26 protein-coding genes and 1 tRNA gene are annotated in these 25,044 nt (G+C 72.2%); 12 read left to right on the plus strand and 15 right to left on the minus strand.

What is annotated here, in order from left to right; translation table 11 throughout:
* The first annotated feature begins 165 nt into the window (after positions 1 to 165).
* The 3 genes from JOF41_RS01440 to JOF41_RS01450 all read left to right on the plus strand — a co-directional run bounded on the left by JOF41_RS01440 (position 166) and on the right by JOF41_RS01450 (position 2,745).
* Positions 166 to 1,452, plus strand: a complete 1,287-nt coding sequence (locus JOF41_RS01440; protein WP_189222199.1) for a hypothetical protein — start codon at positions 166 to 168, stop codon at positions 1,450 to 1,452.
* Between the two features lie 304 nt (positions 1,453 to 1,756).
* Positions 1,757 to 2,422 carry a DJ-1/PfpI family protein gene (locus JOF41_RS01445; RefSeq protein ID WP_189222198.1) on the plus strand — a complete coding sequence of 222 codons (666 nt, stop codon included), beginning with the start codon at positions 1,757 to 1,759 and terminating at the stop codon, positions 2,420 to 2,422.
* Between the two features lie 2 nt (positions 2,423 to 2,424).
* Complete coding sequence (locus tag JOF41_RS01450) at positions 2,425 to 2,745, plus strand: hypothetical protein (protein ID WP_209615524.1); 321 nt, start codon at positions 2,425 to 2,427, stop codon at positions 2,743 to 2,745.
* 61 nt (positions 2,746 to 2,806) lie between these two features.
* Here JOF41_RS01450 and JOF41_RS01455 read toward each other — a convergent pair whose 3' ends face one another.
* From JOF41_RS01455 to JOF41_RS01465, 3 genes are all read right to left on the minus strand, one after another.
* Complete coding sequence (locus tag JOF41_RS01455; protein WP_244989481.1) at positions 2,807 to 3,538, minus strand: DJ-1/PfpI family protein; 732 nt, start codon at positions 3,536 to 3,538, stop codon at positions 2,807 to 2,809.
* 134 nt (positions 3,539 to 3,672) lie between these two features.
* The gene (locus tag JOF41_RS01460; protein WP_209615527.1) at positions 3,673 to 4,572 is read right to left on the minus strand and encodes an alpha/beta fold hydrolase; all 900 of its coding nucleotides are present in this window, start codon (positions 4,570 to 4,572) and stop codon (positions 3,673 to 3,675) included.
* A 34-nt stretch (positions 4,573 to 4,606) separates the two neighbouring features.
* Positions 4,607 to 6,136 (minus strand): MFS transporter, encoded by a 1,530-nt coding sequence (locus JOF41_RS01465; protein ID WP_209615530.1) that lies wholly within the window; start codon positions 6,134 to 6,136, stop codon positions 4,607 to 4,609.
* Between the two features lie 93 nt (positions 6,137 to 6,229).
* Between JOF41_RS01465 and JOF41_RS37600 the strand changes: the two genes are divergently transcribed.
* Positions 6,230 to 7,258 carry an Lrp/AsnC family transcriptional regulator gene (locus JOF41_RS37600; protein WP_307867164.1) on the plus strand — a complete coding sequence of 343 codons (1,029 nt, stop codon included), beginning with the start codon at positions 6,230 to 6,232 and terminating at the stop codon, positions 7,256 to 7,258.
* 42 nt (positions 7,259 to 7,300) lie between these two features.
* Here the strand turns inward: JOF41_RS37600 and JOF41_RS01475 are convergent, their stop codons facing one another.
* Together JOF41_RS01475 and JOF41_RS01480 are read right to left on the minus strand one after the other, a co-directional pair.
* Complete coding sequence (locus JOF41_RS01475; RefSeq protein ID WP_209615533.1) at positions 7,301 to 9,304, minus strand: penicillin acylase family protein; 2,004 nt, start codon at positions 9,302 to 9,304, stop codon at positions 7,301 to 7,303.
* The gene (locus JOF41_RS01480) at positions 9,301 to 10,176 is read right to left on the minus strand and encodes a DedA family protein (RefSeq protein ID WP_244989482.1); all 876 of its coding nucleotides are present in this window, start codon (positions 10,174 to 10,176) and stop codon (positions 9,301 to 9,303) included. Before JOF41_RS01480 ends, JOF41_RS01475 begins: the two co-directional genes overlap by 4 nt.
* A 322-nt stretch (positions 10,177 to 10,498) precedes the next feature.
* Here JOF41_RS01480 and JOF41_RS01485 point away from each other — a divergent pair, with 322 nt between their 5' ends.
* The gene (locus JOF41_RS01485) at positions 10,499 to 11,110 is read left to right on the plus strand and encodes a TetR/AcrR family transcriptional regulator (RefSeq protein WP_189222192.1); all 612 of its coding nucleotides are present in this window, start codon (positions 10,499 to 10,501) and stop codon (positions 11,108 to 11,110) included.
* Positions 11,111 to 11,147: 37 nt separating this feature from the next.
* Here the strand turns inward: JOF41_RS01485 and JOF41_RS01490 are convergent, their stop codons facing one another.
* A complete protein-coding gene (locus tag JOF41_RS01490) occupies positions 11,148 to 11,753 on the minus strand; it encodes an ABC transporter permease (RefSeq protein WP_307867165.1) in 606 nt (201 codons plus the stop codon).
* Positions 11,754 to 11,830: 77 nt separating this feature from the next.
* Positions 11,831 to 12,856, minus strand: a complete 1,026-nt coding sequence (locus JOF41_RS01495; protein ID WP_209615535.1) for a medium chain dehydrogenase/reductase family protein — start codon at positions 12,854 to 12,856, stop codon at positions 11,831 to 11,833.
* Positions 12,857 to 12,960: 104 nt separating this feature from the next.
* Here JOF41_RS01495 and JOF41_RS01500 point away from each other — a divergent pair, with 104 nt between their 5' ends.
* The 4 genes from JOF41_RS01500 (at position 12,961) to JOF41_RS01515 (ending at position 15,270) form a co-directional block, all read left to right on the plus strand.
* Positions 12,961 to 13,647, plus strand: a complete 687-nt coding sequence (locus JOF41_RS01500; RefSeq protein WP_209615537.1) for a TetR/AcrR family transcriptional regulator — start codon at positions 12,961 to 12,963, stop codon at positions 13,645 to 13,647.
* A gap of 23 nt (positions 13,648 to 13,670) precedes the next feature.
* Positions 13,671 to 14,312, plus strand: a complete 642-nt coding sequence (locus JOF41_RS01505; protein ID WP_209615539.1) for a TetR/AcrR family transcriptional regulator — start codon at positions 13,671 to 13,673, stop codon at positions 14,310 to 14,312.
* Positions 14,313 to 14,472: 160 nt separating this feature from the next.
* Positions 14,473 to 14,739 (plus strand): BrnT family toxin, encoded by a 267-nt coding sequence (locus JOF41_RS01510; protein WP_209615541.1) that lies wholly within the window; start codon positions 14,473 to 14,475, stop codon positions 14,737 to 14,739.
* 27 nt (positions 14,740 to 14,766) lie between these two features.
* A complete protein-coding gene (locus JOF41_RS01515; protein ID WP_189222187.1) occupies positions 14,767 to 15,270 on the plus strand; it encodes a hypothetical protein in 504 nt (167 codons plus the stop codon).
* A 211-nt stretch (positions 15,271 to 15,481) separates the two neighbouring features.
* Here JOF41_RS01515 and JOF41_RS01520 read toward each other — a convergent pair whose 3' ends face one another.
* The 4 genes from JOF41_RS01520 to JOF41_RS01535 all read right to left on the minus strand — a co-directional run bounded on the left by JOF41_RS01520 (position 15,482) and on the right by JOF41_RS01535 (position 18,063).
* Positions 15,482 to 16,303, minus strand: a complete 822-nt coding sequence (locus JOF41_RS01520; protein WP_307867166.1) for a protein phosphatase 2C domain-containing protein — start codon at positions 16,301 to 16,303, stop codon at positions 15,482 to 15,484.
* Positions 16,294 to 16,623, minus strand: coding sequence for a hypothetical protein (locus JOF41_RS01525; RefSeq protein ID WP_209615546.1), 330 nt, complete (start codon positions 16,621 to 16,623; stop codon positions 16,294 to 16,296). Before JOF41_RS01525 ends, JOF41_RS01520 begins: the two co-directional genes overlap by 10 nt.
* A 166-nt stretch (positions 16,624 to 16,789) precedes the next feature.
* A tRNA-Arg gene (locus JOF41_RS01530) sits at positions 16,790 to 16,862 on the minus strand.
* Between the two features lie 124 nt (positions 16,863 to 16,986).
* Positions 16,987 to 18,063, minus strand: a complete 1,077-nt coding sequence (locus tag JOF41_RS01535) for a LacI family DNA-binding transcriptional regulator (RefSeq protein WP_189222183.1) — start codon at positions 18,061 to 18,063, stop codon at positions 16,987 to 16,989.
* Positions 18,064 to 18,125: 62 nt separating this feature from the next.
* Here JOF41_RS01535 and JOF41_RS01540 point away from each other — a divergent pair, with 62 nt between their 5' ends.
* Entirely contained in the window at positions 18,126 to 19,313 is a 1,188-nt protein-coding gene (locus JOF41_RS01540) for an MFS transporter (protein ID WP_209615548.1), read from the plus strand.
* Here JOF41_RS01540 and JOF41_RS01545 read toward each other — a convergent pair.
* Complete coding sequence (locus tag JOF41_RS01545) at positions 19,279 to 19,854, minus strand: DUF3558 domain-containing protein (protein WP_209615551.1); 576 nt, start codon at positions 19,852 to 19,854, stop codon at positions 19,279 to 19,281. The genes JOF41_RS01540 and JOF41_RS01545 overlap by 35 nt on opposite strands.
* A 79-nt stretch (positions 19,855 to 19,933) precedes the next feature.
* Between JOF41_RS01545 and JOF41_RS01550 the strand changes: the two genes are divergently transcribed.
* Positions 19,934 to 21,898, plus strand: a complete 1,965-nt coding sequence (locus tag JOF41_RS01550; RefSeq protein ID WP_229795173.1) for a bifunctional copper resistance protein CopD/cytochrome c oxidase assembly protein — start codon at positions 19,934 to 19,936, stop codon at positions 21,896 to 21,898.
* A 12-nt stretch (positions 21,899 to 21,910) separates the two neighbouring features.
* Here the strand turns inward: JOF41_RS01550 and JOF41_RS01555 are convergent, their stop codons facing one another.
* Genes JOF41_RS01555 through JOF41_RS01565 form a run of 3 tightly spaced genes read right to left on the minus strand, consistent with a single transcriptional unit; the run spans position 21,911 to position 24,322 of the window.
* Positions 21,911 to 22,750, minus strand: a complete 840-nt coding sequence (locus JOF41_RS01555; RefSeq protein WP_189222180.1) for an ABC transporter permease — start codon at positions 22,748 to 22,750, stop codon at positions 21,911 to 21,913.
* A 13-nt stretch (positions 22,751 to 22,763) separates the two neighbouring features.
* The gene (locus JOF41_RS01560; protein ID WP_209615555.1) at positions 22,764 to 23,699 is read right to left on the minus strand and encodes an ATP-binding cassette domain-containing protein; all 936 of its coding nucleotides are present in this window, start codon (positions 23,697 to 23,699) and stop codon (positions 22,764 to 22,766) included.
* Complete coding sequence (locus JOF41_RS01565; protein ID WP_189222179.1) at positions 23,696 to 24,322, minus strand: TetR/AcrR family transcriptional regulator; 627 nt, start codon at positions 24,320 to 24,322, stop codon at positions 23,696 to 23,698. Before JOF41_RS01565 ends, JOF41_RS01560 begins: the two co-directional genes overlap by 4 nt.
* Before the next feature lie 206 nt (positions 24,323 to 24,528).
* Between JOF41_RS01565 and JOF41_RS01570 the strand changes: the two genes are divergently transcribed.
* Positions 24,529 to 24,969 (plus strand): single-stranded DNA-binding protein, encoded by a 441-nt coding sequence (locus tag JOF41_RS01570; protein WP_209615558.1) that lies wholly within the window; start codon positions 24,529 to 24,531, stop codon positions 24,967 to 24,969.
* Positions 24,970 to 25,044 lie beyond the last annotated feature (75 nt).

The following is a 25,044-nucleotide window of genomic DNA, read 5'->3' on the forward strand; positions in this document are numbered from 1 at the left end:
CCGACCGGGTGTTGTAGCTTCTGGTGCGGCGGTCGCGGCCGCCGTCGAGGCTCCTCCTGACCCGGAAGGAGCGGGTGCCTCCAGAGCGCGCGTCCGCGCACCGCGACCACCCAGCACCACCTTCGGACTGGGCTTGCCGACCGGGCGGCACCCGCGGAGGTCGTCGTGCCAGCCAGCTTCCCGCCCACGCCCCTGGTGAAGCGCTGCTGGTGCACCGGCGAGACCCAGAACACGGTGCGCAGGCGGGGCTCGGCCACCGGTCCGCTGGTGCCCTCGGCGGCGACCGGCGCCCAGCGGCGGTTCGAGGCGGCGCTGCTGACCGCCGTGCACCGGGCGATGGCGCGGATGCGGCGCCGGAGGGTCGCCGTGCGGCCCACCGCCCTGATCGGCTGCGTGCAGCTGGACGAGCGCGTGCTCGGCCTGCGGGTGCACGACGCCGCCCTGGACCACCTGCTGGCCGAAGCGCTGCCGTCGCTGGCGGGCGGAGAACTGCTGGGAGTGCCGGGCCTGCGCGCCCACCCCGGTCGCGACCACCTCGACCTGCGGGCGCCCGGTGGCGAAGTGCGCCTGCTCGGCGTGTCCCGGCAGCGGTGGCGCCAGGCCAGGACCGCGGGACTGCCACCGGGACCGGGCGAGCAGCTGCACCCGCTGGAGCGCCGCGCCCTGCGAGCCCAGGCCGCCCTGCCCGCCGAGCTGATGAGCGGCGTGCTGCGCAGGCTGCCGCTGTGGCGGGGCGCTGCCTGGCTCGACGGCGTGGTCGTGGGCGACACGGTGGAGCTGTACTGGCGCGGCGGCCCGCCCGACGACTCGGTGGCGGCGATCCTGGCCGATTCGTCGTGCGGCATCCCCGGCACGGTCGCGCTGCCGCACGGCGTGCACGACGCCATCCGCGGTGTGGTGCTGTCCGCCGTGCCCGAGGTGCCGCACCGGCCGGAACCGGAATGGGCCTGGACCAAGTGGTTGGCGGGCACGGCTCCCGGACCCGCGCTCACCGAGCACGCGGTCCTGGCCCGCGAGGTCGACCTGCCCGACGTGTGGGAGCAGCCCGCCGTGCGCCAAGCCCTGGCGCACCGCGACATCTCCTCGGTCTACCGCGTGCTCGTCCGCCACGGCGTGCCGCCCGCGCGGATCGCCGCGCTGACCGGGCAGCCCGAGGTCGAGGTGCTCGACGTCGTGGCGGGCAAGGCGGTCGAGGTCTACGACACCCTGGTCGGGATCGCGCGCGGCCTGGGCGTCCCGCTCGGCTACATGGGGCTGGCCCACGACGAGCCCGTGCCCGCCCCCACCACCTGCGAGTGCGCCCTGCTGGACGAGCGGGACAAGCGGGAGAGGTTCCTCGCCCACGCGGCGCTGATCTCCATCGGCTCCGCCGCTGTCGACTCGTCGAGGTGGGGCTGCCGGTCGCGGTCCTGCCGGACCGCTCCGCTGTCCGACGCGGCGATCCTGATGTGACCACCCGGCGCGGGAAAGGCGACCACTGCCCACGAGGCGAGCGTGGTCCCGCAGCCACCTCAGCAGCGGTGCGAACCGCGAGTCTTTGTCCATGGGCTGAACGCTATGGGCGCACCCGACCGTCCACAATGAACGAACGGCCAGAGGTGTCCTTGTCTTTCGGCAGGTCGGCCGACCTGCCGAAAGGCCAAAGACTCCACCGCGAGGCGACGCGCCGGTAGGTTCGCGGAGTTGGCCGGAATCCGTTGAAGGTTGGCGATCCAACCACTGCTGACCCGCGCCGGTCGTAATTAGCGTTGCCCACATGCGTGCAGAAGTGGTGTTGTTCGACGGGTTCGATCCGCTGGACGTGATCGCCCCGTACGAAGTGCTCGCAGGCGCCGCCATGGTCGCCGACGAGGGCGTGGACGTGGAACTGGTCTCGGCCGAGGGGCCGCGCGAGGTGCCCAGCGGGATCAAGGGGGTGGCGTTGCGCGCCACCGCGAGGCTGGACCCGCGACGGGCCGACCTGGTCGTCGTGCCCGGCGCGCTGGGCAGCCTGCCGGAGCCCGACGCCGAGGACCCCGCCGAGGACAGCATCCCGGTGCTGCTCGGGCGCACCCTGGAAACGGAGTTGCCCGCGCTGCTCAAGGAGGCCCTGGACCGCGAGGGGGTCACCGTGGCCACGGTGTGCGGGGGATCGCTGGTGCTGGCCATGGCCGGGCTGATCGAGGGGCGTCCGGCGACCACCCACCGGATGGGCCTGGACCTGCTGGAGGCCACCGGCGTCCGGATGCTCGACGTGCGGGTGGTCGACGACGGCGACCTGGTGACCGCGTCCTCGGTCACCTCGGGCCTGGACCTCGGGTTGTACCTGCTGGAACGCGAACTCGGCCCCCGCGTGGCCATCGCGGTGGAGAAGCTCATCGCGCACGAGCGCCGGGGCACCGTGTGGCGGGGCACCGGGGTCGCTTCGACGGTGGGGGTGTGAACGTGGCCGAGCCCGCCGTCACCGGGACCTGGCGCCTGGTCATCGACACGCCGATCGGCAAGCAGCACGCCGTTCTGGAACTGTCCACCCAGGACGGCGTGCTGCGCGGCGTCGCCAAGGACGACAAGCACGGCGACGAGATCGCGCTCACCGACCTCGCGCTGGACGGCGACCGGCTGACCTGGGCGCAGTCCATCCGCAGGCCCATGCGCCTCAACCTCACCTTCGACGTCACGGTCACCGGCGACGAGCTGACCGGCCGCGCGAAGGCGGGCAGGCTGCCGAGCTCGAAGGTCAGCGGCCACCGGGTCACCCCCGTGTGAACGCGGTGACCGACCGCGTGGCTTCCCCGCTCGCTCCGGAGCGAGCGGGGAAGCCACGCGCTCAGGCCGTCGCGGCGGTCCGGCGGTCCAGCACGTGCGACACGGCGTCGAGCAGGCTCTGCTCGGGTGAGACCGCGAACGCGTTGAACCTGTCGACCAGCGCGGTGCCCGCGCTCTCGGGGGAACCGGCGTCGAACGGCGGGGCGGGGGTGTACTCCATGGCGAGCTGCGCCAGCTTCGCGGTGTCCTCGCCGCGCAGGTGCGCCACGAGCGCGAGGCCGAAGTCGATGCCCGCGGTCACCCCGCCGCCGCTGATCCTGTTCCGGTCGACGCACACCCGCTCGGTGGACACCTCCACGCCGAGCCGGGCGAGGTGGTGGCGGGTGGCCCAGTGCGTCGCCGCCCGGTACCCGTCGAGCAGACCGGCCGCCGCGAGGACGAGCGACCCCGTGCACACCGAGGTGATGTAGGGGGTGTCGGCGCGAGCGGTCAGGAAGTCCAGCTTCGCGCGGTGGCGCATGGTCGGACCGACGTGCCCGCCGGGCACGAACAGCACGTCCAACCGCTCGGGGCAGTCGTCCAGGGTGGTGGTCGGCAGGACGCTGACACCGGTGTCCCCGACGACCGGGTCGAGGGTGTCGGACACCAGGTGGACCGCCATGCCCGCCGAGGCGAAAGCCGTGTGCGGACCGATGAAGTCGAGGAATGTCACCCCGTCGAACAGGAGCATCCCCACTTCCAGCGGACGCCCGCTGGCCACCTGCTCGAAGTCGAACTCGGGAATGTCGGACAACTCCGCCACACCTCCGCGTTTCCGGGAACGGCTGCTTGCACCACCTCGATGCTCTCGGTCCGCGGTGGTCACGAGAACCGGCATTTCCGCCACGTCGCAACGGGTTGTGGCCAAACCCGCACGGATGGCGACGATCAGGGGCCGCTGATCGTCTGCGCCGCGCAGGTCAGCGCGAAGGCGAGCTGCTGCGCGTGGAACGCCGCGCCGACCCTGTGGTAATCGATGGCGTGCCCGGCGGCCGGAACGGCGGCGGCGTCGATCCACGGCGAGGACTCGAGCCCCGCGACGAACTCGGGGATCTGGTCGTCGGCGTCGCCCCACAGGGGATCGAACCGGCCGTGGCGGAGCTGGACGGGGACGGTGATCTCCGGAGCGAGGTCCCGGAAGGACTTCTCCCACCCCGCCCCTCCTGTCAGCTCGGCGGTGAGAACGGGGACGTTGGCGAAGAAGCTCGCCCGCGGCATGTCGTCGCGGCGAGTCCACTCGGGACCGAACATCAGCTCGGCCTTCTCCTCGACGGAGACGTCGAGGTAGGTGCCGGGGGCGGCCGCCCAGGTCTCGGCGAAGCCGTCGCCGTGCCGCAGCAGGCAGCCGGACACGGACAAGCCCAACAGCGGCCAGCGGGGTCTCCCACCCGCGATCGCCAGCGCGACCTGAGCTCCGATGGAGTGACCGACCAGCACGATCCCCGCAGTGCCCGCCCCGTGGGTTTGCCACAGCTCGCCGATCAGGTGGTCCACCGTGGCTGCGTTCGCCAGGTACGGCGAGTCGCCGAGCGGGACCGGGGTGCTACCCCCGTAACCCGGCCGGTCAACGGCGATGACCGGCACGCCCGCGCCCGCCGCGCGGTCCAGCAGCGAGTAGCCGGGCACGTCGAAGTAGGCGGAGGTGTAGCCGCCCCCGTGCAGCGCGACGATCAGCGGGACGTCGTGGGTGTCGCCCGAGGTCCGGCGCAGACCGGTAAAGACCATCCCCCGACCCGCCCCGGTGGAGGTCACCTCGTGGGTGAAGCGTTGAGCGGTGGTTGAGCGCACGGTGATTTCCTTTCGCGGTGCTGGATTCGCTTCGTCAGGTTCGTTCGGGCGAAGCGGTGACCGAGAGGCGGTCGGCGTCGCTTCGAGGGGCTCGGCGGAGCAGGACGAGCACGGCGGGGCAGGCGAGGGCAGCGGCGATGCCGGAGACCCACAGCGTCCAGCCGACGCCACCGGCCGAGGCGGCGCGCAGGGCGGAGTCGAGGGCGGTGCGGCCGCCTTCCTGCGTTCCGTCGAGCAGGACGGGTGCCCGGCCTGCGGACAGGACCCGCGACGTGCCTGCCGGGTCGGGCACGCCGCGGGTGGACAGGACGTGCCCGGCCCTGGCGGAGAAGACCGCGCCGAGAACGGCGACGCCCAAGGCCAAGCCGAGCTGGCGGGCGGTGTTGACCGCGCCTGCCGCCATGCCGCCGCGCTCCGCGGGCACCGAACTCATCGCCGTCGAGCTCAGCGCCGGGGCTGCCACGCCCGCGCCGACCCCGGTGAGCACGTGGCCAGGGACGAGCACGTCCCAGCCCGCCGGGCCGTGTAGCAGCAGACCACCGACGATCCCGCCCGCCCCGATCAGCGCCAGACCGCAGGCGATCACCGGTCCCGGTTCCGGTTCCGCGGAGTGCAGCAGCCGACCGACCGCGACCGAAGCGGCGAACGAGGCGATCGTCAGCGGTGAGCCGGCGAGGGCGACCTCGATCGGGCTCATGCCGAGCACGGACTGGAGCCAGACCGACGTGTAGGTGAATCCCGCGAAGGCGCTGAACGACAGGAAGAACGCGGCGAGCAGGACGCCCGCGAACGAGCGGTCGAGCAGAAGGCGCAGGTCGAGCATCGGGTGGGTGGCCCTCAGCTCGACGGCCGCGAACAACGCCAGCAGCACCGGACTGGCCGTGATCCAGGCCCACGCGGCCGGGTGGCCCCAACCGTCCTCGTTGGCGCGGATCAGGCCGTAGACGAGGGCGGCGACCGCGGCGGTGAAGGTCACCACGCCGAGCACGTCCACGCGCCCCCTCGTCGACGCGTGGACATCACCGAGCACGACGGCGCCGAGCGTGATCGCGATGACGCTCAGCGGGAGGTTCACGAAGAAGATCCAGCGCCACGAGACGGCTTCGGTGATCAGGCCGCCGATGATCGGGCCGACCGAGGCCGAAATGCCCGCGACCGCGCCCCACAGGCCGTAAGCGGTTCCCCGGTCGCGGCCGGAGTAGTTGCCGTTGAGCAGGGTGAACACGGTCGCCAACATCGCCGCCGCCCCGATGCCCTGTGCGACTCGGGCCGCGATCAGCGCCTCGGGGCCCGGTGCCAGGCCGCAGGCCAGCGAGGACAGCGCGAACACCGACAGACCGCCGAGGTAGGTGCGGCGGTGGCCGAGCAGGTCGGCGATGGAGCCGGTGCCAAGCACGAGCGCGGCGAGCACGAGGGCGTAGGACTCCACGACCCACTGCAATGAGCCGAAGGACGTCTTGAGATCCCCCGCCACGGCGGGCAGCGCGACGTTGACGACGGTCACGTCGATCAACAGCATGAACGTGCCCAGCAGGACAGTGGCCAAGGGCAACCACTTGCGCATTGTCGGATCTCCCGGTCGAGGTGGCTGTGGCCAGTGTCTCGACCCGAGGTGAGGGGGACGGCCCAGTCGGCGGCGCGCGTGTAGATTTTCGACGTGAATTCGTCTCCAGCGCCGAAATCAGTCACGCTGGACTCCTTGGACAAGCGAATTGTCCGCGGCTTGCAGATCAGTCCGCGGGTTCCGTTCCGGAGGCTCGCGGAAGTGCTCGACGTCTCCGAGCGCACGGTCGCGCGGCGGTACAACGCCCTGTACCGGGCCGGGACGCTGCGGGTGGCGGCGAACGTCGACCCGACCGCGCTCGGTGAGAGCGACTGGATCGTGCGGGTGCGCACCCGGCCGGACGCGGTCCTCGATCTGGGCAGGGCACTGGCGCAGCGGCGGGACGTGGCTTGGGTCGCGGTGACCGCAGGCGGCGCGGAGGTTGTCTGCTCGGTGCGGTCCCACACGCAGGAGCAGCGCGAGCACCTGCTGCTGGGACGCCTCCCGCGCTCCGGGGCGGTCCTCGACGTGGCGCTGTCGGTGGTCCTGCGCCGATTCGTCGGAGGCAGGGCGACCGACCTGATCGGGGACCAGGACGTGCTGACCCCCGACCAGGTCGAGCGGCTCGCCCGCGACATGCCCACCTCGCGACGGGCGACCAGCCGGGTCATCGGCTCCCTCGAACCCGTCGACTACGCCATGCTCAAGGCCCTCGGCCGGGACGGACGGGCGTCGATCGGAGCTCTCGCGCGGGCGGCGGGGATCTCCGAGGGGCGTGCCGCGCGACGCCTGGAGACGCTGCTGACCGACGGCGTCGTCTACTTGCACGTCGACCTGTCCGCCACGGCGCTGGGCTACCCGGTTGAGGCCTACCTGTGGCTGACCGTCCAGCCCGCCGCGGTCGAAGCGACCTGCCGGGCGCTGTCCGAGCACCCGGAGACGTTGTTCGTCGCCGCCGTCACCGGTCGAACCAACGTCATCGCCTGGCTCACCTGCCGCAGTCTCGACGACCTCTACCGCTACATCACCGAGCGGACGGGCGGGCTCGACGGCGTGCGCGAGGTCGAGGTCGCCCCGGTGCTGCGCAGGCTCAAGCAGTCCGGCACCCGCGTGGACGGCACGCGCTTGGAGATCCCCGGCTGACCGGTCGGGCTCCTCTTCCCAGCGCCCCCGGCAGGCGGTCGGTCACCCGTCGTCCGATCGCTGCGGGCGCAGCCGGTCGGCTCCCCAGAGGGCGTACTGGGACCGCGCGGGCGGCGCGGACGGTTCGGTGGTGTTGCCGTAGACGAGCAGGCTCTGCGCCAGAGGGCCGTGCTCGCCACCGAAGCGGACGTGGGAGATCCAGGTGTCGCCCAGCAACAGCCGCACTCCGCTCGCCCCGGCGGTGATCTCCAGGGACTTCAGGACGCCGAGCACCCCCGAACCGCCGTCGGCGGGCACCGCGTGCTCGCCGGAGCCGAGGGTGAGCACCTGCCCGATCGAGGCGTCCAGCGGCAATCCGAGGTCGACCATGGTGTCGACCGCAGCGCGCAGGACCTCCACACCCGAGGCCGGATCGCGCAGCGGTCCCGGCATCCCGCCTGGCTCGGCAGGGCGCTCCAGCAGGGTGTGATCGGGGATCTGGGGAACGATGCGCAGACCCCACAGCAGGAACAGCAGGTAGCCGCCGCTGTCGTGGTGGCAGTGCCGGTCCCAGGCCGTCAGCACCTCCACCGCGGCGCGCAGGTCCTCCCGGCCCGCGGCGGCGGCGAGCAGGTCGTCGAGGACGAGATCGGCCAGCAGCGCACGGCTCGTGTACTTGAGCCCGAGCAGCTCGTCGGGGGTGATGCGCTCCCGCCCGACCAGCCTGCCGCGGGAGGCGTACGCACGCAGGTCGTCGATCGTCCAGACCGACGGGGCGATCGACTCCGGGTACGCGGACGGGTCCAGCGGCGGGTCGGTGTAGAGCCACGGCGTCTCGTTGCAGTTCTGCACCCACCCGCACTCGGGGTCGAGAACCCTCGGCATCGACGAGGCCGGGTGCACCGCGTCCCAGAGCCACGCCGGGTCGTGGCCGGGCAGCCTGCGCTGCAGGTCGGCATGGCTCGCGCCGGGCAGGACCGGTGGGGTGCCGCAGTAGAGCGCCCCGATGGAGCCCGTCGAGTCCGCGGCGATCACGTTGAACAGCGGCAGCGGCGACGCGTCGTGGATCGCGAAGAGCTCCGCCACACCGCCCGCCTGCGACATCCGCCACCACCCCTCCAGCGCGGAGGTCGCCGGGTGGTGCAGCGTGCCCGCCATCCGCACGGCGACCTCGGCCCCGTCCGGGGCGGTCACGATCGGCCCGTGCACGCTGCGGCGCTCGGTGACGGTGGTCGCCGCACCGCCCGCCACCTCGATCCGGTGCTCGACGGTGGTCACCGGACGGCGTTCGCCGTCGAACAGGTAGGTGCCGTCGACCAGATCCAGCTCGTAGGCGGTCAGGTTCGGCACCGGGTTGACGGTGTGCCCCCACGCCACGGCCGGGCTGCAGCCGATGTTCTGCCACGGCAGCCCCATCAGCTGGACCCCGTGGAAGTCCCGTCCGGGGTGGACGGTGCGCACCTCGAACCAGCGGTGGTAGCCCTGCCAGCCCAGGTGCGGGTTGATGATCAACTGGGCGTGCCCGGTCGAGGAGAACCCGCCCGACACCGCCCAGCCGTTCGACCCCGCCGCGTCGACGAACGCGTCCGGGGCGAAGGCCCGCCCGGTCGCGTCCACCGTCGAGAAGCGCACGAAGGTCCGCAGCGCGTGGGCCACCACGTCGCGGGGGGTGACGGGGAGCGCTTCCCGCCGGCCCGCGCCCAGCGCCGGGTCTTGCGCGCACGCGGCGTTGAAGCCTTCGCAGAACGCCGCGATCCTGTCGATGGTCTCGGGCGACTGCGCGTCGAACCAGACATCGCTCTGCGCGTCCAGGCCCAACCGCGCGCCGAAGGTGTCCTCGGCCAGGAACTCCGCCCCCCACAGCGCCGCCGCGCACCCGCGGGCGATGCCGTAGAGCTCCAGCACCAGGCCCGCGTTCGTCCGCGCCTGGGCGTAGCCCACCCCGAAGGTGACGTCGAGTTCGTCATCGGCGACCACGGTGGGTACGGCCCACTCGTCCCAGCTGATCTCCACGGGCTCGTCCGCGCGCCGGATGCGGTGGACGTGTTCCGCCGACCCGCCGCTCATGAACGCGGGTTCCCGTCGCGAGCCGCGGCTTTTCGCTCCCGGTCCTCTTTGAAGCCCCGCACGGCCGCTCGGAACGACACCAGCACGACCAGCCCCAACGTGATCCACAGGGCGTAGTCGTCGATCACCAGCACGACATCGACCGCGTGCTGTCCCACCCCGTAGCCCAGCCCCGCGACCAGCCCAGCGACCGCTCCGGCGCCGATCGCGTCGGCGATCAGGAAGGGGACCAGGCGCATCCGGCTCAGTCCGGCCAGCGCGAACACCGCGGGTGCGGGAACGCCGGGGAAGGCGGCCACGACGACGGCGAGCGGGATCGTCCACCGGGGCCACGACCGGATCCGGTCGACGAACCGCTTCGCGCCCGCCCCCGGAGCCCACAGCGCGATGATCTTCATGCCCCAGCGGCGGCCCGCCAACCAGAACAACCAGTCGAACTTGACCATCCCGAACGCGCCGACGACGATCACCCACCACAGCTCGCCCTCGCCGATCCTGGCGAACGCCGCGCCCGCGCCGATCGCGGACAGGCTGCCGGTGACCGCGCTCAGCGCGATCGGGTGCGAGGCCACCAGGAACGGCCGCACCGGCATCGAGGCCAGCATCAGGAGCACGACGCCGAGCGTCGAGAACACCAGCACCTTGTCGCCGCGGGTCATCGGGTGCTCCCACGGCACGACCTTCCGCCAGGCCTGCTTCGCCTGTTCGCGCTCGGCCGCCGAGTAGTCGCTGTTCCGCCACCGCGACCCCGAGCGCCGACCGGCTTCGGGGGACTGCCCCGCCGCCGCGACCGAACGCGCGGCGGCGGGGATGCGAACGGTGTCGGCCTCCGGCCTGCGGAGCTGTTGCCGTCCTGGACCTGTTCCAGCCATGGACTTCCCATCTGAGCTGCGGTTACCGGCCTGCGTGACGAACGGGCGGTGCGGGCGACGCGCGGCGGGGCGGGCAACGCGCACTCCTTCGCCGGTGCCGCGCCCGATCGCGCCACTAGTACAACGTACCAGTACAACGTGCTAGTACAAAGTGCTAGGGGAGCTCGGCGGTTCGTCCGGGGTAACATCCGGTCCGGGGTGCTGCGGTTCGCCGCTGGTTTCCGCTGGTCGGCGGCATCGCCGACGCGCTGGTGTCCACACCGGACCGCCTGCCGCCGCGACCGTTCGTCCGCCCCGCGCCGACGAGAGGACAAGGAGATCTATGCCCGGCCGTCGACGGCAGGAGATCGTGGACGCGGCGAGGGCGCTGCTGGCCGAGGACCCGGAGGCCACGCTCACCGTCCGGGCGGTCGCCGAGCGGGCGGGCATCGGGGCCAGCACCCTGCGCCACTACTTCCCCACCCAGCGGTCGCTGCACCAGGCGGTCTTCGCCGCGGCCCTCGACGGGACGCCGTCCGACCTGCGCATCCACGACACCTCCCTGCCCGCCGAGGTGCGGCTCCGCGAATGCCTCGCGCAACTGCTCCCCCCGCTGCAACCCGCAGACCAGAGCACGGCCGACAAGTGGCTGAAGGTCTTGAACGCGGCTTTCGGCCCCGGCGGTGGCACCGAAGCGCGCAACGCGTGGGCGTCCTACACGGCCAGGGCGCTCGACGCCATCGCGGGCTGGCTCCGCGTTCTCACCGAGCAGGGTGCCGTTCCGGAAGCCGACGACAAGCGACGTGCCCGTTTCCTGCTCACGGTCGTCGAGGGCATCGCCCTGACCCGGATCATCCCCGTCGCGCGGCCGGGTGGCGGCGAGGAGGAAGCCGTCCTCGACGACGCCGTGTCGGCCGTCTTCCACGCTCCCCGCGTGGACAACCGCACGGCGTGATCGTCCACTCGGGACGTTCGATCGGTCGGTCGGGATGTCAGCGGGCCGCGGCGACGCGGCGGTACTCCAGGACGGTCGCGAGCGCGTAGCCGCCACCACCCGCGAGGGCGAGGACCCAGAACGTGCCGGGGGTGGCGAGGAAGAGCGCCGCGGTCGAGATCAGCGTGAGCCAAGTGCCGAGCAGGTAGTGCAGGACGTTGCGGCGGGCGGCGCCCTCCGCGAGGTAGAGCAGTCCGACGACGAAACCGGAACCGGTGGGCCACAGCGTGCTCTGCAGATCCGGCATGCCCGGCACAGCGGTGAGCCCGGTGATCGCGAGGAAGAGCCCGATGAAGGCGGTGATCCAGGACGCGCCCAGCAGCTTGCCGGTCACGGCCTCGGGTCCGTCGGCGTCGCGCTGGGCGCGGGTGGCGGCGAGAGTGGCGAGGACGGTGCCCGCGCCGAGACCGGAGCCGAGCAGCGCCACCGGCAACCAGGCGGGGAGGGCGACCAGCGGGTCGGCGCCGCTGGAGATCGCCCTGCTGCCGTGCCCGAGAAGGTAGGCCAGCCCGAAGCTGATGTAGGTGGTGCGGTTGTCGACCCCAACCGCGCGGGCGACGATGCTGGTGGTGCTCGTCGGGACGGGCAGTTCGGTGGTGGTCACGACTGGTGCCTCCGGGTGAGTGGGCAGGGCGATGTCGGCCGGTGGTGGCCGGTGTGGCGGCGCCGGGGCGTTCGCCGCTAGGGGACGATGACGATCTTGCCCGCGGTGGTGCGCGACTCGGCCAGTTCCAGTGCCGCGGTGGTCTCGGTCAGCGGGAACTCCGCCGCGATCTGCGGGGTGAGCGCACCGTCGGCCACCAGGCGCAGCACCTCGGTCAGGTCCTCGCGCATGCGGGCCCGGAAGGCGTCGGGACAGCGCTTGCCCGCCCAGAGGTTGTAGAAGTGCGCGCTCTTGCCGTTGGGCAGGTAGTTCCAGGCCGCGAGACGGCCGAAGGACTTCAGCACCGGCAGTTGGGAGTTGCCGGTGTCGTTCTTCGCGGCCGCCGTGCCGTAGGACACCAGCGTCCCGCCACGCCGCACCAGCCGCCACGACTCGGCCAGGTCGGAGCCGACGTGGTCGAACACCGCGTCCACGCCCTCGGGCGCCAACTCCCGGATCTTCCGGTACATGTCGGGGTCGCGGTAGTCCACCGGGCTCACGCCGATCTCGCGCAGCATGTCGTGGTGCCGGGCCGACGCGGTGCCGATCACCGTCATCCCGGCGTGCAGGGCCAACCGCACCAGGAGGGAACCGACACCTCCGTTGGCGCCCAGCACCACGATCGTCGCGCCCGGTGCGACCGCGGCGGTGCGGTGCAGCATCTGCCAGGCCGTGATCCCGTTGACCAGGACGGCCTCCGCCTCGACCGACCCCACCTCGTCGGGCACGGCCACCAGGTCGGCCGCCTCCAGCAGCAGGGAACTCGCCCAGCCGCCGATCATGGTCACCGCCGCGTACCGGCGGCCGATCATCGCGACGTCCACGCCCTCGCCGACGGCGGTCACCGTGCCGACCACGTCGTAGCCGGGCACGAAGGGGAACGCAGGCTGGTCGTAGTACCTGCCCAGCCGCATCTGCTGCTCGGCGAAGCACACGCCGGTCGCCTCCATCCGCAGGACTACCTGCCCCTTGGCGGGTGGGGGCAGCTTGCGGGACCGCACGCGCAGGCCGTCGGGCTCGACCTTGCCCGGCATGACGACCTCGGTGGCGGTGATGGCGTTCATGGCGTTCCTCCGGTACTCCCGTTTGCTTACATCCGTAAGGCTACAGCTGTTAGCTTGTGAGGGGCAAGAGGACCCGCGGAAGTTTTCGGACGTGAGGTGATGACGTGGCGAACGACCAGGCCCCTCCCGCTCGTGCCCGCAACCCCAGGGGCGGGGGAACGCGCCTGCGCGAGCGGATCGTCGCCGCGGCGGCGGAACTGCTCGACGAGACCGGCGACGGGACCGCGATCAGCCTGCGATCGGTCGCCCGCAGGGCGGGGATCGCGGCGCCGTCGATCTACCGCCACTTCCCCGACCGGTCGACCATCGTGCTGGCGGCGGTCCGGCGGGCCTTCGCGGAACTGGAAGCGGCGCTGCGCCACGGCCTGGCCACCGCGGGCGACGACCCCCGGCACCGGTTGTTCGCCGTCTGCGACGGCTACCTGGACTTCGCCCGGTGGCACCCCGAGCGCTACCGCGCCATGTTCGGCAGAGCGCGGATGCCCGCGTCCAGCGGAACATCACCGACGGCGGCGGACCTGGCGGCACTGGGCGATGGATGTCTGACCCTGCTCCGCGAGGTGCTGGAGGAATGCGCCCGCGCGGGGCACACCACCAGCGCCGAACCCGCCACCGGTGCGGTCGCGCTGTGGCTCGGGCTGCACGGCCTGGCTCACCAGTCGGCCGTGAGCACCAACTTCGCGTGGCCTGCGGGCACCGCCCGACGCGTGATCACCGCACTGGCGCACTTGGACGACACGGGAGCGCGGAGCCCGCGTGCCGCGACGGAGATCGAACCGCGTCGTCCATAGGCTTCGCGCTGTAAGCTGACGCAATGGCAGAAGACGGGTCGACGACGCGCACCCGTGCCCGCAACCGCCGTGGGGAAGGCGCTCGGTTGCGCGAGGAGATCGTGGCCGCGGCGGTCGACCTGCTCGAGGAAACCGGTGACGAGAGCGCCATCACCCTGCGCTCCGTCGCTCGCCGCGTCGGGATCGCGGCCCCGTCCATCTACCGCCACTTCCCCGACCAGCCCGCCATCATGCTGGCCGTGACCCGCGACGCCTTCGCGGAACTGGACGAGCGGCTGCGGGCGGACGTGAACGCCGCGGGCGACGCGCCCCGCGCACGGCTGCTGGCGCTGTGCCACAGCTACCTGGAGTTCGCGCGGACACGTCCCGGCCGCTACCGCGCCATGTTCGGGGGAGTCTGGACGCCCGACCTGAGCACGGCGTCGGTGACCGAGCAGGACATGGCCACCCTCGGCCGGTCGAGCATGCTGCTGCTCGCCGAAGCCTTGGCCGACTGCGTCACCGCGGGCTGCTCGACCAGCACCGACACCTTCGCCGACGCGGTCGCGCTGTGGCTGGGCCTGCACGGCCTGGCCGACCAGCGAGTGGCCGCCCCCGCCTTCCCCTGGCCGCCCGACATCGCCGAACGCCTCATCACCTCACTGGCGCGCCTCACCGACCGCTGAGCACAGCCGCCGCTGGAGGGCGACCGGACGGACCGCGCCCCTGGCGTCCCGGACATGACGTTGCCCCTAGATGCCTCTAGGCGAGCCGTTGTCCATTAGTGGGCGTGCGGCCATGTGCGACGCTGTAGCACGATGCAATGCGAAGTATTACACTGGTCAAGTGCGGGAGATCCACTGGACAGACGAGTCCGAGGCGCACATCGCGCGCCATCAGGTGTCTCCCGACGAGGTGGAACAGGTGGTCTACACCAGACCACGCTTGACGCGGCGAGGCAGGGAGGACGTCACTGAGGTGTACGGCCAAACGGATGCTGGTTGCTACCTACTGGTGATCCTCAGTGAGGCGCTGGTGGGCGGTCACTTCGTGGTGACCGCTCGTGACATGACCCAACAGGAACGTCGCACATTCGACCGGAAGGCCAACTGAACGTCCACTCATCGAAGGGCACTCGCCATGAGCAGAATCCAGGATCTTCGCGACTACTATGACTCGCACGACACGAGTGAAAGCATGGAAGAAGGTCAGTGGGAAGTCGACACCGTCGACGATCCTATGGTCACGACTTCCCTTCGGCTCCCCAAGTCGCTGCTTGATTGGGTTCGCGAGCGCGCTAACGCCGAGCACATGAAGCCGAGCGCGTGGATCCGGACGCTGTTGGAGCGCGCCCGTGATGGGGACGGGAGCTTGGAGCAGCGTGTTGACGTGCTGGAGCAGGCAATTCTGACGGTGGTCGGCCAAAGAGTGCCTCCTCCGCCGAGTCGATCCACTGGATCTAACCGCAGCGGAGTCGAGGGAAGGCAAAAGCGGCAGCGGGCGAGCACGGGTAAGTTCGTGAAGGTCGTCGCGAGCGGAAAGACCTTCAAGGGCAAACGCATGCCCGAGATCGCCGCAGGCGTGCTCAACAAGGTCGCGACAGGCGACCGACTTACACCGAGGGCGAAGGCCAGGAGTAAGTAGCACCGTCTCGCTGATCTTGCGGAACATACGTGTGTTGCGGCGGCTGCCAGGTCGTGCGTGCCTCCGACCGCCGGTAGGTGTGGGTGCCGGGGTGGGCCTCGCGCCCTTGCCGCGCGGCCTGAGGCGCAGCGGCGCGTGTGGCCTCGGCAGGGGCCGCCTTGATGAAGAGAAAACTTTGAACACGTGTGCGCCGCTGCTGCTGGACGGCGGGCTAGAGCCGGGGCCGGGTCCAGACGACTACGGCCTTGTCGTCGTGGCGCTTCGAGCGAGGTAGGGCTATGCCGTCGGGGTCGTCGACTGCTTCCCAGCGGTGCAGTTCGGCCAGTAGTTCGGCCAACTCGGCGGCGCTCATGTGCGCAATGTCCGACCATCGGATACCGAGGTGATCCACTGGGCGTTGAACGCCGTCCGTGGCCAGAACGCACCAGTCGACCTCGGAGAGCGGGGACGTTCGCAGGACGGCTTTCTCGGCGGCTCGCTCGTCGGCCTCTGCGATCCAGTAGCCGCCAGAAGTGTTCCGTGCTGTCAACTCCTGCTCCTGGAGCTGCCGCAAGAGTCGACGGTGTGTGTCGTCATAGCCGACGCCAGTAGTCAGCCTCGATTGGTACTGGCGTCGGATGTCGTGGCCTACTGCGGCTAGTCGGTCGTCGGTGATGCGGTCGACCTCTCCGTTCCGCGACACCACGGCGGTGCTGTCGCCGAGTGCGAGAACGTCAAAGTTGTCACCGCGTTCCCTGGCTATGAGTACCGTGGATGACGGTGACTGTCCGCGTTGCAGGGACAACCGGCCTGCCACTGCGGCGATGCAGCTACCGAGAACGTCGACCAGGTCGCCCTCGTGGCCGCGTAGTCGGTGGGCCAGCTCGGCGCAGAGCTGGTCGACGTAGTGCGTCGCGTCCACGACGGCGGGGGTGAAGCTGGATGCCCCGTCGAGCACGACCGCGCTCGTGCCGCAGTCTGCCCAGCGGTCCTGACCGCCATCGGGAGAGCCGCTGCCAGCAAGGCTCGCACCGCGGAACACGGTTAGGCCCACTTCCGTGGTGGGACGAGAACCTTCGGTGTCTCGGGCGTCAGGCCGTCGAACTTGGTCGTGACCGCCATGCTGAACTCGGAGTCGCCGAACTCGGAGAACAGGTCAGCAACGGTGCTGGTGATGTGGTGGGCCGCGCCGATCGAGCCGAGCGCGTGCAGGCAGGCGATGTGCACGATGACATGGTTACTCCCAGCGCCGCTCTGGACGTGGACGGACTTCAACGCCTCGGCGGTGGCGCTGGAAGGCACGGTCATCCGGGTGGCCGGTGCGGGCCTGGTGGTGCGGGAGCGCACCAGGCCCGCAGGGATGCGCAAGCGCAAGATCCCAGGTGAGCATGACCCAAGACGTCTACATGAACCGCCGGGCGGTCGGCACGGCAGCCGCGGCGGCACTGGACAGGCTCCGACCGCAGAAGTGAATCATGTGGGTTTGACGTGGGCCGATCATGACCAGTGATCGGCCCCGGACGTCCTACCAGCACTCATGCGCCCCCGGCAGGATTCGAACCTGCGACCTCGGGATTAGAAGTCCCTCGCTCTCTCCACTGAGCTACGGAGGCTGGAGGGGCGTCGACCACGCGGCGTAGCAGCGCAGCCGCCCCACCGGACACATCGTCCGGAAGGCCCGAACCGTTTCCACTTCTGGCCGGTTGTCCGCTCAACAAGCCGCAAAAGTGGGGTAGATCACGTGTGAAGCGCGGTCGAGGCGCGTTCCACCAGCGTGACGGCGAGCCTGGTCGGTGGCCCCGGTCTACCGCCGTCGAGCAGTCTCAGCGCCAGCTCGCCCGCGTGGCGCCCCTTGTCGACCAGCGGTTGACGCACCGTGGTCAGCGGCGGTTCGGCGTGCTCCGCCGCCGGGACGTCGTCGAAACCCACCACCGACACGTCCTCCGGCACCGCCAGCCCCAGGTCGCGGGCCGCCTGCAGGACGCCGAAGGCAAGTTCGTCCGAGGCGCACAGCACGGCGGTGGGGCGGTCGTCGCCCGTCAGCAGGGTCCTGCCCGCCGAGCGGGACAGTTCGCGCCTGCTCCCGGAGCACTCCCACACCGGCACGTCCACCACGCCCGCCGCGCGCAGCTCGGACAGGTAGCCGGTCAGCCGGTCCCGGCTCACCCGGAACGTCGCCTCCGCCAGCCGGGCGGGGGAGGCCGGGCCGTTGCCGCCGTCGGGGCGCAGGCTGAACGTCACCACGGCGAACCGGCGGTGGCCCAGCTCCAGCAGGTGGGCGGCGGCCAGCCGGGCGCCGCCCGCGTCGTCGACCTCGACCCGCGCGGTGTCCGGCAGCACCGGTTGGTCGATGACCACCATGGGCAGCCCCCTGGCGCGCACGGCGGCGAGGGCGGGGGCGTCGTCGGGCAGGGAGTAGGCCACCACGACGTCGGCCTGGGCGCGGGCCACGGTCTGCGGGCGCGGGCCGCCCCGGTCCGCTCCGCCCGGCATGAGCACCAGGCAGTGGTCGTGCCCGTCGACCGTCGAGGCGAGGCCGTCCAGCACGATCGACAGCGCCGGGTCGGAGAACGACGCGGACAGCTGCTGGCCGAGCATGAAGGCCACCGCGGCGCTGTGCCGGGTCGCCAGGCTGCGGGCGACCGGGTCCGGGCCGGGGTAGCCCAGGGCCGCCGCGGTCTCCAGGATGCGCTCGCGCAGCGCCGCCGACAGCTGGTCGGGGCGGTTGTAGGCGTTCGACACGGTGGCGCGCGAGACCCCGACGGCACCGGCGACGGTGTCGAGGGTCGGCTTGCGCGGCCGGTCGACGTCCACGTGAGGAGACTAACGAGATCGGCGAGTGGCTGTTCTGAAGCGCTTCAGTCACACTGCTCCGCATGGCTACTCCACGCGTCGCGGTCTTCGCGATCTTCCTGTTCAACGGCGCGGTGTACGGCTCATGGGCGGCCAGGATCCCCGCGCTGGCCCAGCAGGTCGGCGCGGGCGAGGGCGTGCTGGGCCTGGCGCTGCTGGGCGCGAGCCTCGGGCTGGCGCTCACCGCGCCCTTCGCCGCGCGGGTCTGCGCGGCGGTCGGCTCCCGCGCGGTGGTGCTGGGCAGCGGCGTGCTCAGCGCCGCCGTGCTGCCCGTGGTGGGCCTGGTGGGCACGCCGCTGCAACTGGGCCTGGTGCTGTTCGTCCTGGGCTCGGCGGTGGCCGCGCTGGACGTCGCCATGAACATCGCCGCGGTGTCGGTGGTCCGCGCCCTGGAACGGCCGCTGATGCCGCAGTTCCACGCGGGCTTCAGCGTCGGCGGGCTGGTCGGCTCGGTCGGCGCGGCGGCCGCAGCCGCGGCGGGGTGGAGCCCGTTGCGGCACTTCGTGGTCGCCGCGGTGGCCGGCCTGTTGCTGCTGCTCGCGGTCGCCGGGGCGGTGCCGGGCGGTTCCCCGGAGCGCGGTCGTGAGCAGGTAGCCCAGCGGCCGGTGCTGCGCCGCCCGGTGCTGTGGCTGCTGGCGGGCATCGCGCTGTGCTCGGCGATCGCCGAGGGCGCCTCGGCGGACTGGTCCGCGCTGTTCTTCGTCCGCGAGCGCGGCATCGGCGAGGGCGCGGCGGCCGCGGCGTACGCGGGGTTCTCCATCACCATGGCGGCGGCCCGGCTGCTGGGTGAACCCGCGCAGCGCCGCTTCGGTCCGTACCGGCTGCTCGCGGGCGGCGCGGTGGTGGCCGCGGCGGGACTCGCGCTGGCCGTGCTGGTGCCGCTGCCCGCCTTGGGCTACGCGGGCTTCGCGCTGGCCGGGCTGGGGCTGGCGTTCTCGTTCCCGGTGGTCATGGACCTGGCGGGCGAGGCGGGGCGGCGTGCCGACGGCACCGGCGGCGAGCGCGAGATCGGCCTGGTGACGACGGTGGCCTACACCGGCTTCCTGGCCGGGCCGCCCATCGTCGGCGGCCTGGCGCACGCCAGCTCCCTGTCGGTCTCCCTGGGGTTCGTGGCGGTCGTGATCGCGCTCATCGTGCCCGCCGTGTGGCTGGCCGCCCGCGCCCGCGCACGCGAGCTCACGCCGGGGGAAGTCGGTTCAGCGCGGACCTGACCAGCGGTCGCATCACCGCCAGCATCCGCTCGGCCGCGCCGCCGGGCTGGGTCATCGCCACCAGGACGCTGCGGTTGGCGTTAACCGCGATGGTCACCGTGCAGGCCATCTCGTTGCCGCTGAGGTCGCACAGCACCCAGGCCGAGTGTCCTTCGAGCACCTCCTCGCTGCCCTTGGCCTGGCGTGCCCGCACCTGCTCGTACTTCTGGTAGAGCGCGGTCACCACGGTCCGGCCCGCGGGCGTGCCGTCGTCGAGCACGTACTGGCAGGACTCCGGGATCACGTCGTCCTTGCGCGCGGGCTCCTTCTTCGGCGGTCCGATGTCGGCGAGGTCGCCGGTGGTGAGCAGCGAGCACGGGTCCACGCCCGCCACCGAGCGCTGCCTGCCGATCTTCGGCGGCGCGTCCGCCGAGGACGTGGCGGGCGCGCTCGGCGGGGCGGACCCGGCCCCCGGCAGCGGGGTGCCGTTGACGCTGTAGCTGCAACCGGTGAGGGCCAGCGCGGTCAGCGCGAGCGCGGTCCACGTGCGGGAGCTGGTCACGACGCGCAACCGTAGCCGGTGTGATCTGCGCACGTCCGGCGGTTGCCGACGGCTTTGCCGGGCCGCCTACTCTCGACTCGTGACTTCCACCCAGGTCCAGCCGACCAGCGCCCGCCCGGCGCGCACCGGCCTGATCCCCCTGCTGGTCGTCGGCACCGCCATCGCCGCGTTCCTCGCGGCCGGTCTCGCCGCGCTGACCGGCGAGGCGGCGTCGGGGATGCTCGTGGTGCGGGTGCTGGCCGAATCCGCCGCCGTGGTGACCATCGGCTCGCTGCTGCTGGCCGCCTTCCTGGTGCCGCCGCAGGCGTCCGGGACGGTGGCCGCCGACGGCTACGCCGCGCTGCGCACGGCGGGCTGGTCGGCGCTGGTGTGGACGCTGGCCGCGCTGCTGGCGGTGCCGTTCACCGTCGCCGACGCGCTGGGCCAGCCGGTGACCTCCCTGCTCGACCCCCCGGTGCTGCTGCAGCTGGTCGGCCTGCTGGAGCAGGCCAAGGCGTGGATGATCACCGCGGTGCTGGTGGCGCTGCTGGCGCTGGGGTGCAGGCTGGTGCTGTCCTGGGGCTGGACCGCGGCGCTGTTCTTCCTGTCCGTGTTCGCCCTGGTGCCGGTGGCGGTGACCGGGCACTCGTCCGGCGGCGGCTCGCACGACCTGGCCACCAACAGCCTGCTGTACCACCTGGTCGCGGCGGCGCTGTGGGTCGGCGGCCTGGTGGCGCTGCTGGCGCACGGGCGGCGCGGCGGCGCGCACCTGGGACTGGCCACCTCGCGGTTCTCCAAGCTGGCGCTGGTGTGCTGGGTGGTGATGGCCGTCTCCGGCGTGGTCAACGCCTGGGTGCGGCTGCCGCTGAGCCAGGTGTTCACCAGCGACTACGGGCTGCTGGTGGTGGCGAAGACGGCCGCGCTGGCCGGGCTCGGCGTGATCGGCTACTTCCAGCGCGCCAAGGGCGTCCGGCAGGTCGTGGAAACCGGCTCGGGGCGGGCGCTGCTGCGGCTGGCGGGTGTCGAGGTGCTGCTGATGTTCGCCACGCTCGGCTTGGCCTCGGCGCTGAGCCGCACGCCGCCGCCCGCCGAGGGCCGGGCGCTGCCCAGCACCGTGGAACTGCTCATCGGCTACGACCTCAGCGGTGCCCCGACCGCGGCCCGGCTGCTGTTCGACTGGCGGTTCGACCTGGTCTTCGGCACCGCGGCGGTGGTGCTGGGGGTGCTGTACGCGCTGGGCGTGCGGCGGCTGCGCAAGCGTGGCGACGCCTGGCCGGTCGGTCGCACCGCGGCGTGGCTGGCGGGCTGCCTGACGCTGCTGCTGGCCACCTCCTCCGGGCTGGGCCGGTACGCGCCCGCGATGTTCAGCGTGCACATGGAGAGCCACATGCTGCTGTCCATGCTGGCGCCGATCCTGCTGGTGCTGGGCGGGCCGGTGACGCTGGCGCTGCGCGCGCTGCCGACGGCGGGCAAGGGCAACCCGCCCGGTCCGCGCGAGTGGCTGCTGGCGTTCGTGCACTCCCCGGTGTCGCGCCTGCTGACCAACCCGCTGGTGGCGCTGGCGCTGTTCGTCGGCTCGTTCTACGGCCTGTACTTCTCCGGCCTGTTCGACGTGGCGCTGGGCTACCACTGGGCGCACCTGGCCATGAACGCCCACTTCATCCTGGTCGGCTACATCTTCTACTGGCCGGTGATCGGCATCGACCCGGCGCCGCACCGGCTGCCCCCGCTGGGCAGGCTGGGGCTGCTGTTCGCCTCGATCCCGTTCCACGCCTTCTTCGGCATCGTGCTGATGAGCTCGCAGACCGTCATCGGGGAGAACTTCTACCGCTCCCTCGGCCTGCCCTGGGTCTCCTCGCAGTTGGAGGACCAGCGGCTGGGCGGCGGCATCGCGTGGGCGGCGGGGGAGGTGCCGCTGCTGGTGGTGATGGTGGCGCTGCTGGTGCAGTGGGCCCGCTCCGACGCCCGCGACGCCCGGCGGGCCGACCGCCGGGCGGACGCGGACGGCGACGCGGACCTGGCCGCCTACAACGCCATGCTGCGCAAGATGTCGGGCAAGGGGTGAGCGCAGGCCGGGTCAGGGCGACAGCGGGCGGCGGAAGCCGCGCACCGCCAGCACCCAGCCGACCGCGGCCAGCACCGTGGTCGTCCCCAGTGCGCCGACGACCCCGGTCACCGGGTGCGCCAGCGCCAGTGCGCGGGCCGCGTCCACCGCGTAGGTCAGCGGGTTGACCTCGGCCACCGCCTGCAACCAGCCGGGCAGGCCGCTGACCGGGACGTAGGCGCTGGAGGCGAACATCAGCGGGAACATCGCCAGGAAGCCGACGGTCTGCATCAGCTCGGCGTTGCGCAGCCAGGACGCGATGGCCAGGAAGATCCAGCCCAGGCCCCAGCCCACGGCCAGCGCCAGCGCCAGCGCCGCGGCGGTGCCCGCGATCCCGCCCGCCGGGGCGAAGCCGAAGACCAGCACCGCGAACAGCAGCATCAGCAGCAGCTGCGCGGCGGTGCGGACCAGGTCGGACAGGCTGCGCGCGACCAGCACCGAGCCCAGCCGGATGGGCAGCGAGCGGAACCGGGCCAGCACGCCGTTCTTCATGTCGGTGACCAGCCCGACGCCCGCTTGCAGCGCGGCCTGCATGGCCGTGTTGACCAGGATCGCGGGCATCAGGAAGTCGATGTAGGCCACGCCCTGGGGGAAGCCGGGCGTGTTGGCGATGCTGCTGAAGATCTGGCTGAACAGGGTCAGCATGACCAGCGGCTGCAGGACGCTGAACACGATCATGCGCGGGTCGCTGACCAGGGCGCGCAGCGAGCGCTGGGTCAGCACGAGCACCTGGGTGCCGAAGCCGGTGCCGCGCCAGCGGGTGCGCGGCGCGGCGGGGATGGCGGTGGGCGCGGTGGTGAACGCGGTGGTCATCGTGGGCTCCTGTTCACGCCGCGTGCTGGGCGAGGGTGAGGTAGACGTCGTCGAGGGTCGGTTCGCCCAGCGCCAGCTCGGCGGCCTCCAGGCCGACCTCGTCCAGGGCGCGGACCACCACGGCCAGCTCGCGCGACGAGGTGACGGGCGCGGTCAGCGCGTGGTGCGCGGCGTCGTGCACGGGGTGCATCCCGGCCCGCTCCAGCGCCCCCAGCGCGGTGGTCGCGTCGGCGGCGGTGGCCATGGTCACCGTCACGGTCCGCTGACCCACCTGGGCCTTGAGCTCCGCGCTGGTCCCCGAGGCGACCACCCGGCCCGCGGCCAGCACGGTGATCGAGTCGGCCAGCCGGTCCGCCTCGTCCAGGTACTGGGTGGTCAGCAGGACCGTGGTGCCGTCGGTGACCAGGCCTTGGACGATCTCCCACAGCCCCAGCCTGCTGGCCGGGTCCAGGCCGGTGGTCGGCTCGTCGAGGAAGATCACCTCGGGGTGCCCGACCAGGCTCGCGGCCAGGTCCAGCCGCCTGCGCATGCCGCCGGAGTAGGTGCGCGACGGCCGCTTGGCCGCGTCCCGCAGGCCGAACAGCTCCAGCAGCTCGGCCGCGCGGGCGCGGGCCTCGCGCGGGCCCGCGCCCAGCAGGCGGGCGATCAGCACCAGGTTGTCCAGGCTGGACAGCTGCTCGTCCACCGCGGCGAACTGGCCGGTCAACCCGATCCGGCTGCGCACCTGGTGGGCTTGGCCGACCACGTCGAACCCGGCCACCCGCGCGCTGCCCGAGTCCGGCGGCAGCATCGTGGTCAGCACGTTGACCAGGGTCGTCTTGCCCGCGCCGTTGTGGCCGAGCAGGCCGAGCACGGTCCCCCTCGGCACCGCGACGCTCACCCCGTCCAGCGCCTTCTGCGCGCCGAACGCCTTGCCGACGTCGGTCGCCTCGATCATGAAGTCGTTCACCGGTCTCCCCTCAGAACCCCGTGCAGGAACAGCTCCACCAGCTGGTCGTTCTCGGCCTGGGCCTCCCCGAAGCCCTTGCCCTGCATCCGGTTGGTGAACACCAGGCCCAGCAGCAGCCGCGCCGCCAGGGCCGGGTCCACCCGCAGCCGGTCCGCGTCCGGTTCGAACAGCGCCGCGACACCGCGGGAGATGCGCTGCATCTGCTGCTCCGGGCCGGGGCGCTCCTGGTCGTGCTCGTGGCGGTCGTCGTGCGGGTGGTAGCCGGAGTCGCGCAGGACGCTGGCCAGCGCCCAGACCCGTTCCAGGTAGCCCGACACCGCGCTGATGGCCCAGGACAGCCGCTCGGGCAGCGGCCGCGCGGGCTCGATCCGCTCGATCAGGTCCAGTTCCGCGTCGGCCGCCAGCGCCGTGTGGACGCAGGCGCTGATGAGTTCCTGCTTGTCTTTGAACGCCCGGAAGACGGTGCCCTCCGCGATGCCCGCCGCTCGCGCGATCTGACTGGTCGTGACGTTGGCGCCGTGCTGGTAGAGCAGCGGCGTGGTGGCCTGGACGATCGCCTCGCGGCGGTCTTCGGGGCTCATCGCGGGTGCGCGTCGACGGGATGGGGAGGTGTCCGCGGGCATGGGGCCAGCGTATGAGTGAGTTCTCACTCATGTCAACGAGTGAGGGCTCACTCATTTCCGCTCATAGCAGAACGGTCCGACAGTTCCCGGTTCAAGATCGTCTTTGATCCACAGGGCACCCGGTTGTCCACAGGTCCGGCCGGGCCGCTTTCCCCGCTGGTCCGCACTCTGGAAGCTGGTCCCACGACCAACGCGAGGAGGCGGGCATGAGCTACAACGAGACCAGGGTGACGATCGTGGGCACGGTGGCGGGCGAGGTCGCGCACGGCCTGACGAGCGCGGGGGTCAGCCGCGCCCACTTCCGGATGCACACCGCGGAGCGGCGGTGGGACGGGGCCAGCGAGCAGTTCGTCGACGGCAACCGGATGTTCATCGGCGTCACCTGCTGGCGCGATCTCGCCGACGGCGTCCACGCCTCGCTGGGCAAGGGCGACCCGGTGGTGGTGACCGGGCGGATGAGGGTGCGCGAGGCGGACCACGAAGGCACCAGGCGGACCTACGTGGAGGTGGATGCGCTCGCGGCGGGCCCGAACCTGCGGTGGTGCACCGCGACACCGCACCGCGGCCGCGCCGCGCCGGACGGCGAGGACGAGCCGGTGGCGGTCGCGGCCCACCCGCCGGAGGAGGTGGCCGAGCCGCCGTTCTGAACGAGGCGGGACAGCCGGGGCGCGAACGCGTGCCGCAGGACGTTCGGACAGCGGAGAATGGACGGCGGCAGTCGC

Origin of the sequence: Saccharothrix coeruleofusca (genome assembly GCF_017876325.1) — a bacterium.
Taxonomy (GTDB): Bacteria; Actinomycetota; Actinomycetes; order Mycobacteriales; family Pseudonocardiaceae; genus Actinosynnema; species Actinosynnema coeruleofuscum.

Coding starts and splice junctions, on each gene's coding strand:
- JOF41_RS01445 (WP_189222198.1), top strand. CDS start 1,757: ATGCGTGCAGAAGTGGTGTTGTTCGACGGGTTCGATCCGCTGGACGTG.
- JOF41_RS01465 (WP_209615530.1), bottom strand. CDS start 6,136: ATGCGCAAGTGGTTGCCCTTGGCCACTGTCCTGCTGGGCACGTTCATG.
- JOF41_RS01475 (WP_209615533.1), bottom strand. CDS start 9,304: ATGAGCGGCGGGTCGGCGGAACACGTCCACCGCATCCGGCGCGCGGAC.
- JOF41_RS01480 (WP_244989482.1), bottom strand. CDS start 10,176: ATGGCTGGAACAGGTCCAGGACGGCAACAGCTCCGCAGGCCGGAGGCC.
- JOF41_RS01485 (WP_189222192.1), top strand. CDS start 10,499: ATGCCCGGCCGTCGACGGCAGGAGATCGTGGACGCGGCGAGGGCGCTG.
- JOF41_RS01495 (WP_209615535.1), bottom strand. CDS start 12,856: ATGAACGCCATCACCGCCACCGAGGTCGTCATGCCGGGCAAGGTCGAG.
- JOF41_RS01505 (WP_209615539.1), top strand. CDS start 13,671: ATGGCAGAAGACGGGTCGACGACGCGCACCCGTGCCCGCAACCGCCGT.
- JOF41_RS01515 (WP_189222187.1), top strand. CDS start 14,767: ATGAGCAGAATCCAGGATCTTCGCGACTACTATGACTCGCACGACACG.
- JOF41_RS01540 (WP_209615548.1), top strand. CDS start 18,126: ATGGCTACTCCACGCGTCGCGGTCTTCGCGATCTTCCTGTTCAACGGC.
- JOF41_RS01555 (WP_189222180.1), bottom strand. CDS start 22,750: ATGACCACCGCGTTCACCACCGCGCCCACCGCCATCCCCGCCGCGCCG.
- JOF41_RS01565 (WP_189222179.1), bottom strand. CDS start 24,322: ATGCCCGCGGACACCTCCCCATCCCGTCGACGCGCACCCGCGATGAGC.
- JOF41_RS01570 (WP_209615558.1), top strand. CDS start 24,529: ATGAGCTACAACGAGACCAGGGTGACGATCGTGGGCACGGTGGCGGGC.